Origin of the sequence: Desulfosarcina cetonica JCM 12296 (assembly GCF_001311845.1) — a bacterium.
Classification (GTDB): Bacteria; Desulfobacterota; Desulfobacteria; order Desulfobacterales; family Desulfosarcinaceae; genus Desulfosarcina; species Desulfosarcina cetonica.
This window is the reverse complement of record NZ_BBCC01000167.1, coordinates 1-13,669: the sequence shown is the minus strand read 5'-3', so window position 1 is coordinate 13,669 and position 13,669 is coordinate 1. Positions and strand designations below refer to the sequence as shown.

The 13,669-nt window shown below is 55.5% G+C and carries 9 protein-coding genes, 1 tRNA gene and 2 pseudogenes; all 12 read right to left on the bottom strand.

Annotation, left to right across the window (positions count from 1 at the left end; all coding sequences use genetic code 11):
- Nucleotides 1-126 precede the first annotated feature (126 nt).
- The gene (gene rpsG / locus JCM12296_RS26395; RefSeq protein ID WP_054699461.1) at nt 127-597 is read right to left on the bottom strand and encodes a 30S ribosomal protein S7; all 471 of its coding nucleotides are present in this window, start codon (nt 595-597) and stop codon (nt 127-129) included.
- Nucleotides 598-637: 40 nt separating this feature from the next.
- Nucleotides 638-1,009, bottom strand: a complete 372-nt coding sequence (gene rpsL, locus JCM12296_RS26390) for a 30S ribosomal protein S12 (protein ID WP_054699459.1) — start codon at nt 1,007-1,009, stop codon at nt 638-640.
- 111 nt (nt 1,010-1,120) lie between these two features.
- Nucleotides 1,121-5,529: pseudogene (gene rpoC / locus JCM12296_RS26385) on the bottom strand (DNA-directed RNA polymerase subunit beta').
- A gap of 69 nt (nt 5,530-5,598) precedes the next feature.
- Nucleotides 5,599-9,681 (bottom strand): annotated as a pseudogene (rpoB, locus tag JCM12296_RS41055) (DNA-directed RNA polymerase subunit beta).
- Nucleotides 9,682-9,814: 133 nt separating this feature from the next.
- Complete coding sequence (rplL, locus tag JCM12296_RS26375) at nt 9,815-10,204, bottom strand: 50S ribosomal protein L7/L12 (RefSeq protein WP_054699457.1); 390 nt, start codon at nt 10,202-10,204, stop codon at nt 9,815-9,817.
- Nucleotides 10,205-10,278: 74 nt separating this feature from the next.
- Nucleotides 10,279-10,803 carry a 50S ribosomal protein L10 gene (rplJ, locus tag JCM12296_RS26370; RefSeq protein WP_054699455.1) on the bottom strand — a complete coding sequence of 175 codons (525 nt, stop codon included), beginning with the start codon at nt 10,801-10,803 and terminating at the stop codon, nt 10,279-10,281.
- Nucleotides 10,804-11,095: 292 nt separating this feature from the next.
- Nucleotides 11,096-11,800, bottom strand: coding sequence for a 50S ribosomal protein L1 (rplA, locus tag JCM12296_RS26365; RefSeq protein ID WP_054699452.1), 705 nt, complete (start codon nt 11,798-11,800; stop codon nt 11,096-11,098).
- Between the two features lie 103 nt (nt 11,801-11,903).
- A complete protein-coding gene (rplK, locus tag JCM12296_RS26360) occupies nt 11,904-12,326 on the bottom strand; it encodes a 50S ribosomal protein L11 (RefSeq protein ID WP_054699451.1) in 423 nt (140 codons plus the stop codon).
- 76 nt (nt 12,327-12,402) lie between these two features.
- Entirely contained in the window at nt 12,403-12,933 is a 531-nt protein-coding gene (gene nusG, locus JCM12296_RS26355; protein ID WP_054699449.1) for a transcription termination/antitermination protein NusG, read from the bottom strand.
- A 15-nt stretch (nt 12,934-12,948) separates the two neighbouring features.
- Nucleotides 12,949-13,251 carry a preprotein translocase subunit SecE gene (gene secE, locus JCM12296_RS37075; protein ID WP_218188292.1) on the bottom strand — a complete coding sequence of 101 codons (303 nt, stop codon included), beginning with the start codon at nt 13,249-13,251 and terminating at the stop codon, nt 12,949-12,951.
- A gap of 138 nt (nt 13,252-13,389) precedes the next feature.
- Nucleotides 13,390-13,466 (bottom strand) — tRNA-Trp (locus JCM12296_RS26345).
- Nucleotides 13,467-13,496: 30 nt separating this feature from the next.
- On the bottom strand, nt 13,497-13,640 hold the full coding sequence (rpmG, locus tag JCM12296_RS37070; RefSeq protein WP_456236865.1) for a 50S ribosomal protein L33: 144 nt from the start codon (nt 13,638-13,640) through the stop codon (nt 13,497-13,499).
- Nucleotides 13,641-13,669 lie beyond the last annotated feature (29 nt).

Below are 13,669 nucleotides of genomic sequence, written 5' to 3'. Positions count from 1 at the left end.
TCTCCCGGTCCTCCTGTTAACGGGGAGTGTCACCCCAACAAGGCAATAGGTTGATCGTCAGGCAGCGGGTTGGCCTGATCACCGCTCAAAACCTAATGCAAGTAAAAATTATATAGAAGTAAATGATTACCAGCGGTAATGGGCAAAGGCCTTGTTGGCCTCCGCCATCTTGTGCGTATCCTCGCGTTTCTTAACCGAAGCCCCGCGTCCGTTGGCCGCATCCATCAATTCACCGGCCAGCTTGGCACCGAAGCCTTTCTCACCGCGACTGCGAGCATAGTTGATGACCCAGCGGATCCCCAAAGCCGTCCGCCGGGAAGGCCGGATCTCCGTCGGCACCTGATAGGTGGACCCACCGACCCGCCGGGATTTGACTTCGATCATCGGCTTCACATTTTCCAAGGCCTTTTCAAAAACCTTCAACGGTTCTTCCTTGGTTTTATCGCCAATAATCATGAAAGCACCATAGAGCAACGCCTCGGCAGTACTCTTCTTGCCATCGCGCATGATGGAAGCGATAAACTTTGAGACCAGCTTACTGTTATATTTGGCATCCGGGATAATCACCCGTTCCGGGACTTCTCTTCTTCTCGGCATAATTCACACCATTTCGATTAAGTAGCAAATCTTCGCCAGACTATTTCGGCCGTTTGGCGCCGTATTTCGAACGCCCTTGCCGCCGGCCATCCACTCCCAGCGTATCCAAGGTTCCGCGGACAATATGGTAGCGCACACCAGGCAAGTCCTTGACGCGCCCGCCGCGCACCAAAACGACCGAGTGCTCCTGCAGGTTGTGTCCGATACCCGGAATGTAGGCCGTCACCTCAACACCGGTCGTCAAGCGCACCCTGGCAACTTTGCGCAGCGCCGAGTTCGGTTTTTTCGGCGTTGAGGTATAAACACGCGTGCAGACTCCGCGCTTTTGCGGTGCACCTTTAAGAGCCGGCGTATTGGTCTTTTTTTCTACGCGGTTGCGGCCCTTTCGAACGAGCTGGTTAATTGTCGGCATAGTAACCCCTTCAACTGGTCTTTGGCATCAGTTTTATCGCGCACAGAAACTGGCTAAGTATATTTTATGACGCCATTTGTCAATATAATTTTTACATCCCGCCTGGGAAGACTAATCGAACACGCTGGCCTGGACGGAAAGGTCGCGATAGTCGGAAACGCCTGTGCCGGCAGGGATCAGGCGCCCCATGATGACGTTTTCCTTGAGCCCGCGCAACGAATCGACCGAACCGGCGATGCTGGCATCGGTCAGCACCTTGGTGGTTTCCTGGAAGGATGCCGCCGAAATGAAACTGTCGGTGCTCAGCGAGGCCTTGGTGATCCCCAGGATCAACGGCTCCGCCGTCGCCGGTTGGCCGCCCTTGGCAATAACCGCCTCGTTGGTCTCTTCGAAGGTGATCTTGTCCACCTGCTCTTCGAGGATAAAATCGGTGTCGCCGATATCGGTCACCTTGACCCGACGCATCATCTGCCGGACGATTACCTCGATGTGTTTGTCGTTGATGCGCACACCCTGCAACCGGTAAACTTCCTGGACCTCGTCCACCAGATACTTGGCCAAGGCGACCTCCCCCTTGATCTTCAGGATATCCTGGGGATTGGCCGCGCCACCGATGAGCGGCTCGCCCGCCCGGACATAGTCACCCTCGTAGACGTTGATGTGCTTGCCCCGGGGAATCAGGTACTCCTTCTTCTCACCGACATCCACGGGGGTGATGGTCACGCGCTGTTTGCCTTTTTGGTGGCCTTGGAAATCGACACGTAACCGTCGATCTCGCTCAGCACGGCGACCTCCTTGGGCTTGCGCACTTCAAAAAGCTCGGCCACGCGAGGCAGACCACCGGTAATGTCCTTGGTCTTCGTGGTTGCCCGGGGCAGTTTGGCGATAATGTCACCGGCCTTTACCGGATCGCCCTCTTCGACCAGGACAATGGCATCCACCGGCAGCATATACCTGGCCATGCCCGAACCTTTGGGCAGCTTGGCCGTTTTGCTATCCTCGCCCTTGATGGAGATTCGCGGGCGCTCCTCGGCGGTCTTGGATTCGATCACCGTGCGGCTGGATTTACCCGTGACCGGGTCGACTTTTTCCTGGATGGTCTTACCGGGAATCAGGTCGCCGAACTTGACCGTACCGGGCACTTCGGTGATGATCGGGGTGGTGAATGGGTCCCACACCGCGAGCAGATCGCCCGGGTTGACCGTCTGACCTTCCTGCACCACGATATGTGCGCCGTAAATCACCGGGCAGCGCTCGCGCTCGCGGCCGGTGTCGCTGACAATGGCGAATTCGCCGCCGCGACGGTTCATGACGATCAACTCGTTGTCGGCGTTTTTCACCACGTTGAGGTCGACGAACTGGATCTTGCCGGTCGTACGCGCCCGGATATCGGCCTGTTCCACACGTCGACTGGCGGTTCCACCGATATGGAAGGTACGCATGGTCAACTGGGTACCCGGCTCGCCGATGGACTGCGCGGCCAGGATGCCCACGGCCTGCCCCATCTCAACCGTTCGCCCATGGGCCAAATCACGGCCGTAACATTTGGCGCACACCCCATGCTTGGTCTTGCAGGTGAGCACCGAACGGATCAAGACCACATTGACACCGGCATTATCGATCTTCAAGGCGTCTTTTTCATCGATCTCCTTGCCCGCCCGGATAATGACTTCGTCGGTAAAGGGGTCGAGGATGTCCTTCAACGTGGTGCGACCGAGAATACGTTCGCTCAGCCGTTGAATCACTTCGCCGCCTTCCAAAAGCGGCTCCACTTCAACCCCCTCGGTGGTTCCACAATCCACGTCAACCACCGCGCAGTCCTGGGCCACGTCGGCCAGACGTCGGGTCAGATAACCGGAGTTGGCCGTCTTCAGGGCGGTGTCGGCCAACCCCTTGCGAGCGCCGTGCGTGGAGATGAAGTACTGCAGCACGGAAAGTCCTTCGCGGAAATTGGCCTGGATGGGCGTTTCGATGATTTCGCCCGATGGTTTGGCCATCAGGCCACGCATGCCGGCCAGCTGTCGCATCTGATCCTTGCTACCCCGCGCGCCCGAGTCGGCCATCATGTAGATCGGATTGAAACTCTCGACCATGACCGGCTTGCCGGAGGCATCCAGCTTCGGATTTCCGTCGCTATCCAGCAGGGGCTCAACCTTCATGGCGTCCATCATCTCGTTGGCGACATCGTCGGTGGCCTTGGCCCAGATGTCGACCACCTTATTGTATTTCTCTCCCTGGGTGATCAACCCCTCGGTGTATTGCCGCCCGATTTCAATCACCTGACGATCCGCACGCCCGAGGATCTCACTTTTCTTTTCAGGGATGATCATGGCATCGATGGAGATGGAAAGCCCCCCCTTGGTGGAATACTTGTAGCCGATATCCTTGAGCCGGTCGGCCAGAATAACCGTGGCCTTGGGCCCCAGGTTCCGGTAGACATAGTCCACCAGGCCGCGCAAGGCACCTTTGTCCATGACCTTGTTGATGGTCTCGAAGGGAATCTCCGGCCGACGCTCCATGAGCTGAAAGAGGTGATACCCGGTACGGGTGGCGATGACCGACGAAATCCCCTCTTCGTCAAGTTCGAAGAGAGCCTCGATATCATCTGGATCGGCGTTGAAGATGCGAACCAGCTCTTCTCTAAGAAACAGACCGATCTCCCCGTAGTTTTCCTTGTCCGGACTTTCCGAGTGGGTGTCGACCAGGTCCGCGAAGGCTTCACCGGCGTTGATCGCGTCGACGATAGCGGTCATGGCCTTTTCGTCACGGGCCATGATATGCCGCAGCCGGACCACATCTTCTTTGGGCATGATCTCCCAAAGCAGGATCCGGCCCACGGATGTTTCCACACGCTGCCCGTCGATGCGCACGATGATCTTGGCATGCAGGTCGACGGCGCGGCCGTCATACGCGGCGCGGACCTCTTCCGGATTGGCGAATATTTTGCCTTCTCCCCGACAGCCATCCTTTCTACGCGTCATGTAGTAGAGTCCCAGGACGATGTCCTGGCTGGGCACGATAATCGGGCTGCCGTTGGCCGGCGACAAGATGTTGTTGCTGGCCAGCATCAGCACCCGGGCTTCGATCTGGGATTCCACCGAAAGCGGTACATGCACGGCCATCTGGTCGCCGTCAAAGTCGGCATTGAAAGCCGTACAGACCAATGGGTGAAGTTGGATGGCCTTGCCCTCGATGAGGGTCGGTTCAAACGCCTGGATACCGAGACGGTGCAGGGTGGGCGCACGGTTGAGCATGACCGGATACTCCTTGACCACCTCGTCAAGGGTATCCCAGACCTCCGGCACCTCGCGTTCGACCATCTTCTTGGCGCTTTTCACCGTCGACACCAGTCCCTTTTGTTCCAACCGGTAGTAGACGAAGGGCTTGAACAGCTCCAGGGCCATCTTTTTGGGCAATCCGCACTGATGCAGACGCAGGTTGGGTCCCACGGTGATAACCGTACGGCCGGAGTAATCCACGCGCTTGCCCAGCAGGTTCTGACGGAAACGGCCCTGCTTGCCCTTGAGGGTATCGCTCAGGGATTTGAGCGGCCGCTTGTTGGTTCCGGTGATGACCCGGCCATGGCGACCGTTGTCAAAAAGCACATCCACCGACTCCTGAAGCATCCGTTTTTCATTGCGCACAATGATTTCCGGGGCCTTCAAGTCCATGAGCCGTTTGAGCCGGTTGTTGCGGTTGATCACCCGGCGGTAAAGGTCGTTGAGATCCGAAGTGGCGAAACGCCCGCCCTCCAGCGGAACCAGGGGACGCAAATCGGGCGGCAACACCGGAATGACATCCATGATCATCCAGACCGGTTCGAGCCCCGAGCGCATGAAGGCATCGACGATTTTCAGGCGCTTGGACAATTTCTGGCGCTTGGCGACGCTGCTGGTGGAACGGATATCCTTGCGCAGTTCATGATACAGCGTATCCAATTCGATATTCTCAAGCAGCGTTTTGACCGCCTCGGCCCCGATACCGGCTTCGAATTTACCCGCGCCAAAGGTCTCGATGGCTTCCTGGTATTTTTCGTCGGACAAAAGCTGTCCCCGGGTAAGGGTGGTATCCTTGGGATCGATGACAATGTAGGAATCGAAGTAAAGCACCTTCTCCATGTTCTTCAGCGTAATGTCGAGAAGGTTGCCGATCTTGCTGGGCAGGCTCTTGAGAAACCAGATATGCGAAACCGGCGTGGCCAGCTCGATATGCCCCATGCGCTCACGCCGCACTTTCGACTGGATGACTTCGACGCCACATTTCTCGCAGATGACGCCACGGTGCTTCATGCGTTTATACTTGCCGCAGTTGCACTCATAATCTTTGGTGGGGCCGAAAATCTTCGCGCAGAACAAACCATCGCGCTCGGGTTTGAACGTCCGGTAGTTTATGGTTTCCGGCTTCTTGATCTCGCCGTGAGACCATTGCCGGATTTGATCCGAAGAAGCCAGAGAGACTTTTACGCCGGTATAGCGCCGGGGGTCCGTCGGCTTGGAGAAAAAATCGTATAATGTTTCCATAACTCTTTCCTTATAAAGCGTTAGGGATGATGGATCGGATGGTGCGACGCTTTCGCCGTTGTCCGCTGATTAGTCCTCAAGCAGGGACACATCCAAGCCTAGACTCTGAAGCTCCTTGGTAAGCACCTTGAAGGATTCGGGAATCCCCGGCTCCAGAACGTTCTGCCCCTTAACGATCTTCTCGTACATGCGGGTCCGACCGGCCATATCGTCTGATTTGACCGTGAGGAATTCCTGCAAAGCGTATGCGGCACCGTAGGCTTCCATGGCCCAGACCTCCATTTCGCCCAACCGCTGCCCGCCAAACTGGGCCTTGCCACCCAAGGGCTGTTGGGTCACCAGGGAATACGGACCGATGGATCGGGCATGGATCTTGTCATCGACCAGGTGATGGAGCTTGAGCATGTACATCGTGCCAACGGTGATCTTCTCCTTAAACGCCTCTCCGGTATGGCCGTCATAGAGGGTGGTCTGTCCGGTCGGGCTCAGATCCCCCTCGGTCAGCAAGGTTTTGATTTCTTCCTCCTTGGCACCGTCAAAAACCGGCGTGGCCATATGCACACCATTGCGATAGAAATTGGCCAGGCCCATGACCTGGCCTTCATCCATGCTGTCCACGTCGCCGACCGCCTCGCCAAATATATTTCGCAGCTTGCTGCGGATGGCATCCACCTGATAGGCCTCGATCAGGGCGTTGAGTTGATCGCCCAGCCCCTTGGCCGCCAGGCCCAGGTGAATTTCAAGAATTTGCCCAACGTTCATTCGGGATGGCACACCCAAGGGATTGAGCACCATGTCGACGGTACGGCCGTCGGCAAAATAAGGCATGTCTTCGATGGGCAGGATCCGGGAGACGACACCCTTGTTGCCATGTCGGCCGGCCATCTTGTCGCCCACGGACAACTTGCGTTTCATGGCCACGTAAACCTTGACCATCTTGATCACGCCCGGGGGCAGTTCATCCCCCCGCTCGAATCGGCCCAACCGGTTTTCAAACTCCTCCTCGCAGCGCTCGACCTGTTCACGGTAGATTTCCAGGGCCTGATGGACCGTTCGGTCAATTCGGGATCGTCAAACAGCAGTCCCTCCAGATCGGCCACGGGAACGTCAGCCAGGCAGCCCGGTTCGATGACGGCGCCCTTGGTCAGATAAATTCTCTTGGCTTTTTTAAGCGGCGCGGCACAGGGTTGGCCCTGAAGGGTCTGCTCGAGTTGCTCGCGCACGCTCTGACCGATGATTTTGATCTCATCGTTCTTGTTCTTTTCCATGCCAGCCATTTCGGCGGCCTCGATGGATTGGGTCCGATCGTCTTTCTCGACGCCGCGCCGTGAAAAATCTTGGCATCGATAACGATGCCTTCCACGCCGGGCGGAACCCGCAGGGAGGTATCTTTGACGTCACCCGCCTTTTCACCGAAGATGGCCCGGAGCAGTTTTTCTTCCGGGGAGAGCTGCGTTTCTCCCTTGGGGGTGATCTTCCCCACCAGGATATCCCCCTGCTTGACCTCGGCGCCCAGTCGAATGATGCCGCTGTCGTCCAGGTTTTTCAGCGCCTCCTCACCCACGTTGGGAATATCGCGGGTCACCTCTTCCTTACCGAGTTTGGTGTCCCGGGCGACCACTTCGAACTCTTCAATGTGCACCGAGGTGTAGACACCGTCGCGCACCAGGCGCTCGCTGACCAGGATGGAATCCTCGAAATTGTACCCGCCCCAAGGCATGAAGGCCACGGTGACATTCTTGCCCAAGGCCAGCTCGCCCTGTTCGGTGGCAGGGCCATCGGCGATGATTTCTCCGGCTTGGACGAACTGTCCCTGCTTGACGATGGGACGCTGGTTGAAGCAGGTGTTCTGGTTGGAGCGAACGAACTTGAGCAAGTTGTGAATCGTCACCGGCTTGCCGGTGCGCGGGTCGGGCTCGTCATGCTTGAGAACAATCCGGGAGGCATCTACGTCCACCACGACGCCATCCCGCTGGGCGACAATCGTCACTCCCGAATCCTTGGCCACGACACCTTCGATCCCGGTACCGACCAAAGGGGCCTCCGCCTTGATCAGCGGAACGGCCTGACGCTGCATGTTGGATCCCATCAGCGCGCGGTTGGCGTCGTCGTTCTCCAAAAAGGGAATCAACGAGGCCGATACACTCACCAACTGGTTGGGCGAAATATCCATCAGTTCGATACGCTCGCGATCGACCATCATGAATTCGCCGGCCACCCGTGAGGTCACCGTCGAATTAATGTAGACGGAATTCTCGTCGATGGGCGCGTTGGCCTGGGCAATCGGGTGATCCTTCTCTTCGAAGGCGCTCAGAAAACGAACCGTTTTGGAGACCGTCGCATTTTCCACCACGCGGTAGGGCGTTTCGATAAAACCGAAATCGTTGACCTTCGCATAGGTACTGAGGGACACGATCAAGCCGATATTAGGACCTTCCGGCGTCTCGATGGGACAAATCCGGCCGTAGTGGGAGGGATGCACGTCACGCACTTCGAAACCGGCGCGTTCACGGGTAAGGCCCCCGGGCCCCAGGGCGCTGAGGCGCCGCTTGTGCGTGGTTTCGGAGAGCGGGTTGGTCTTGTCCATGAACTGGCTGAGCTGGCTGGTTCCGAAAAATTCCTTGACCACGGCGGAAACCGGTTTGGGGTTCACCAGGTCGTGGGGCATCAGCGCATCCACCTCCTGAAGACTCATGCGCTCCTTGATGGCCCGCTCCATGCGCACCAGGCCGATGCGGTATTGGTTTTCAAGCAGTTCACCCACCGCGCGGACCCGTCGGTTGCCCAAATGGTCGATATCATCGACCACCCCCTGGGTGTCGCGCAGTTCGATCAGGGTCTTGGTCGTGAGAAGGATGTCCTCCTTGCGCAAGGTGCGCACATTGACCGGCGTTTCGATCCCAAGGCGCAAGTTGATTTTAAGGCGGCCAACCCCGGAGAGGTCGTAGTAGGCGGACTTGAAGAACAGATGGTCCAGGAAATCCTGGGCACTTCCGGGGTGGCGGGGTTGCCGGGGCGCAGAAGCCGGTAGATTTCGATCAGGGCCTCTTCCTTGGTGCTGACCTTGTCGAGCAGCAAGGTTTTGCGAATGGAGTCACTGCTGGAAGCACCGTCGATGAAGAGAATCTCAAATTCCTGAATACCATGTTCGGCAAACCGCTTGAGCAGGGTCTCGTCGATCACGTCATTGGCATGGGCAAGCACCTCACCGGTCTCCGGGTGGGTGATGGATGAAGCAATGGCCTTGTCGAAAACATCTTCCTGCTCGATGGGAACCCGCGTGAAATTGCTGGCGGTCATTTGTCTCAGCGCACGCTGGGTGAACATGCGGCCCTTTTTGACCAGCACCTCGCCACTGTCCGGATCGACAACGTCTTTGGTGGCCCGCGTGCCCTTGAGCAGCTCCGGGGTAAACCCACGATAGTAGGCATCCGCATCCACGAGGACTTTCTCCGTCTTGTAGAAGTAGCTGAGCAGGTCCTCCGTGGAGTAGCCAAACGCCTTGAACAGCACGGTCACGGGGAATTTACGCCGTCGGTCGATACGGATGTAGACAATGTCCTTGGGATCGATTTCGAGATCGATCCACGATCCCCGCACGGGGATGATCCTGGAGCTGTAGATAATTTTTCCACTGGAGTGGCTTTTTCCCTTGTCGTGGTCGAAAAAAACACCGGACGAGCGGTGCAGCTGGCTGACGACCACACGCTCGGTACCATTGATGATGAACGTGCCCTTGGCGGTCATCAGCGGAATGGTGCCGAAATAGATCTCCTGTTCCTTAATGTCGCGAATATTGGATACGCCGGTTTCCTTATCGGTGTCGTAAACGACCAGCCGGACAGTAATCCTGACCGGCAGTTCATAGGTCATGCCACGGTGGACACACTCTTCCTCACTATGCTTGATCTCAGCAAATCGATAAGACACGAACTCGAGAGAAGCGCTTCCGGTGAAATCTTTAATTGGAAATACGGACTTGAATACGGCCTGCAAGCCGATATCCTCCCGTTTTTCAGGAGGGATATCCATTTGTAGAAAACGCTGATAGGAATCCCGCTGCATTCCGATGAGATCGGGAATTTCAACGATTTTCTTGATTTTGCCGAAGTTTTTTCTGATTCTCTTGTTCGCCGTTGGTCTTTTCGACATGGCAACTCCGATAATATAATTAGGAACACGAAAATGGGATCAAAGGATGTTTATCCTTTGCACCCCATTTTCGAATTCACTGCGTTTGATTATAACAGCCTGATCTTACGCGCAAATCTAAATACTTCGCATCTTATTTGAGTTCGACCTGCGCACCGGCCTCTTCAAGCTGGGCCTTGATCTTTTCAGCTTCTTCCTTGGGAACGCCTTCTTTAACCGGCTTGGGCGCTTCGTCCACCAGCGCCTTGGCTTCTTTGAGGCCCAGGCCGGTGATGGCGCGGACTTCTTTGATGACGGCAATTTTCTTGTCGCCGGCCGTTGTCAGGACAACGTCGAATTCATTCTTTTCTTCAGCGGCGTCGGCACCACCGGCATCGCCAGCAGGGCCGGCAGCCATCATGGCTACCGGGGCGGCAGCGGAAACACCGAACTTCTCTTCCATCTCCTTGACCATCTCGGAGAGCTCGAGAACGGACATGTTGGCGATAAATTCAATTACATCAGCTTTGGTAATATCAGCCATGGGACTTTATTCCTCCAGAATTTTCGTTTTGCAGTTTTGTCGTTTTGCAATCAATGGTTGAGGGCGGCGTTGAATCAGGCTTGCGCTTCTTTTTGCTCTTTGATGGCCTGGAGTACGTTCAACATCCGCCGCGGTACATCGCTGAGGGCAGTAACCAGAGAGGTCGGCACGGCATTCATCACCGACAGGACTTTGGCCAGCATAACCTCGCGGGAAGGTAGCGTGGACAGCGCTTTAATCGCATCGAGATCCAGTGCTTTACCGTTGAGGACACCGACTTTGACCTCGAAGTTCTTGTTCTCCTTGACGAAATCCGCCAGGACTTTGGCCGGTGCGACCGGATCGGTGCTGCTGAGGGCAATGGCACTGGGGCCTTTGAAATGCTCCTTGATCAGCGCAACGTCATTGCCTTCAGAAGCCCGCACAAGCAGGGAGTTCTTTACCACCTGGTATTCGGCCCCCGCTTCCCTGAGCTTCCTTCTCAGCAGGTTCATTGATTCGACGTTAAGTCCTTTGTAATCCGTCAGGATGACAATGATGGACTTTTCGAAACGCGCCTGTAGATCGTCAGCAATCCGCTTTTTCTCGTTAATATCCAATGTTCGATTTCACCTCCTTCCTGAATCTGCAAAAACCGGAGGGTACAGCATGGCGTTATCGTTCAACGAAGACCTTCGAATGACATCCCAATCGTGGCGATGGTATAAAAGGAAGGGCTTGGCAAACACGCAACTCCGTCTCGGCAGGCCGGTGTGCACCGATTAAACACGTCGTCCCCCTGATTGAAGGGACCTTGTGAACCTACGGTCTTTGACAGCGTAGTGAAGCGGGCGCAAAAAGGCCCGCAATTATTCAAGTTGCTGTTAAGCTTTAAAGATAAAAGCAACCTGTCTATTTGACAAGATCTTTTACCATGGTGGTATCGATTCTGACACCCGGCCCCATGGTGGTGGAAACAGCGATTCCCTTCAGGTAGGTGCCTTTGCTGGAAGATGGTTTCAATTTCATTATCATTTCGAGGAATGCAGCAATATTTTCGATGAGTTTCTGGGTTCCGAAAGATACTTTGCCCATGGGTGCATGCACAATACCGGCTTTTTCTACCCGGAACTCGATCTTACCCGCCTTGAGTTCTTGGACGGTCTTGGCCACATCAAAGGTGACCGTTCCGGTTTTGGCATTCGGCATCAGCCCGCGGGGGCCCAATAGCCGGCCAATCTTTCCAACGGTTCCCATCATGTCAGGCGTGGCGATGGCTTTATCGAACCCGAACCAACCCTCTTTTATCTTTTCGACCAGCTCCTCGTTCCCGACGAAGTCGGCCCCGGCCTCTCTCGCCTCTGCCTCTTTTTCGCCCTTGGCAAAAACGAGCACCTTGACTTCCTTGCCCAGGCCATTGGGAAGCACTACCGTGCCGCGGACCATCTGGTCCGCATGCCGGGGATCGACACCGAGTCTGACCGCGACATCGACAGTTTCATCAAACTTGGCATAAGAAGCGGAAATGGCGGTATCAACGGCTTCGGCGAAATCGTATCGCTTGGTGGATTCGACCTTGCTTCTCGATTCTTTATATTTTTTACCACGCTTCGGCATTTTTACTTGTACTCCTTGATAATGGGCAACTCAACGCCCTCTTCTTGTTCTGGCTGCGATCCTGTTGTCCGTGGAATCACCAAGCGTTCGCAATTCCAGATGGTTAGTTGACCTCGATGCCCATGCTTCGCGCAGTGCCCTGGATAATCCGGCAGGCGGCGGCAAGATCGTTGGCATTAAGATCTTCCATCTTGATTTTGGCAATCTCTTCAACCTGAGCCATGCTCACCTTTCCGACGCGGTCCCGTTTGGGGTCTCCGGCGCCCTTGGCGATCTTTGCCGCTTTCTTGAGCAGAACGGCAGCCGGAGGGGTCTTGGTCACAAAGGTAAAAGAGCGGTCCTGGTAAACCGTGATGACCACGGGAATGATCATTCCCGCGTCGTTTGCCGTGCGCGCGTTGAATGCCTTACAGAAGTCCATGATATTGACGCCGTGCTGCCCCAGCGCCGGACCGATGGGTGGAGATGGGTTCGCCTTTCCTGCTTCAACTTGAAGCTTGATTTGAGCCATTACCTTTTTAGCCATTGTTCGATCGATTCCCCTGCAATTCTGTTATGGTATAATGGTATACATATGGATGCAAACCGCGTTGTCCGAGAACTTAGAGCTTCATCACCTGGACGAAGTCCAACTCTACCGGTGTCGAACGGCCGAAAATGCTCACCAGCACCTTGATTTTTCCCTTCTCGGGATTGACCTCTTCCACGGTTCCATTAAAATTTGTGAACGGGCCGTCGATGACGCGAATTTCATCACCGGTCTCGAAGAAGTATTTGGGTTGCGGCTGGTTTTTCCCCGCCTCCATCCGGTTCAAAATGGCCTCAGCCTCTTCTTCCGAAATGGGGGTTGGTTTTTCACGGCCGCCGAGAAAACCGGTAACCTTCGGTGTATTGTTCACGATGTGCCAGGTTTCGTCATCGAGGTCCATGCGCACAAGCAGGTATCCGGGGTAGAACTTGCGTGAAGAGGTACGGCGCTTTCCCTTGACCAGCTCGACAACTTCTTCAGTCGGCACAATGACCTTGTCGAACTTCGACGGATTGGGGGAAGTAGCGATCTTCTCGTCCAAGGACGCCTTGACCTTGTTCTCAAATCCCGAATAAACGTGAACGATATACCATTTTTTAGCCACTATAAAAGCTCCTGCTTACCGCAATACCGCGCGGATGAGACCGGCAAGGCCTGCATCGACAACCCCGAGGAACAGGGAGATGATGGCCACGATGATAATGACCACCGCCGTCGATCCCAGGGTTTGCTTCCGCGAGGGCCAGGTCACCTTCTTCAGTTCAACCTTAACCTCCCGCAGAAACTGGATCGACTTGTCGATAACGGTCTTTTCCTTTGGAGCTGTCGGCTTGCTGACCGGCGTGTAGGTCTTCTTGACCGCCGGCGGCGACACACTCACCTGGGTAGCGGGGTCGCTCTGGTTCTGGCCGATGTCATCCACGGATCGCGTTTTTTTGACTTTCTTGGTTGAATCTTTTTTTCGAAGTAACCGTCCCATCGTGCCCCGTTATCCCGAACAGCGGACGCCTGTCGATTGTGCAACCGGCGATCCGTCAGCTGCCGCCTGAATGACAAATAATGGCAGGCCAGGAGGGATTCGAACCCCCAACACCCGGATTTGGAGTCCGATGCTCTACCAATTCGAGCTACTGGCCTGCAGGTTTGCCCTTTTCCCGAAAACCGAACCTACTTGGTTTCCTTGTGAGGGGTGTGTTTTTTGCAAAAACGACAATATTTGCTGAACTCAAGTTTGTCCGGCGTTGTCCGTTTATTCTTGGTCGTCGTGTAGTTCCTGCGTTTACATTCCTGACACGCCAATGTTATGATCACTCTCACTTGGAGACGCTCCTTGAAAGACT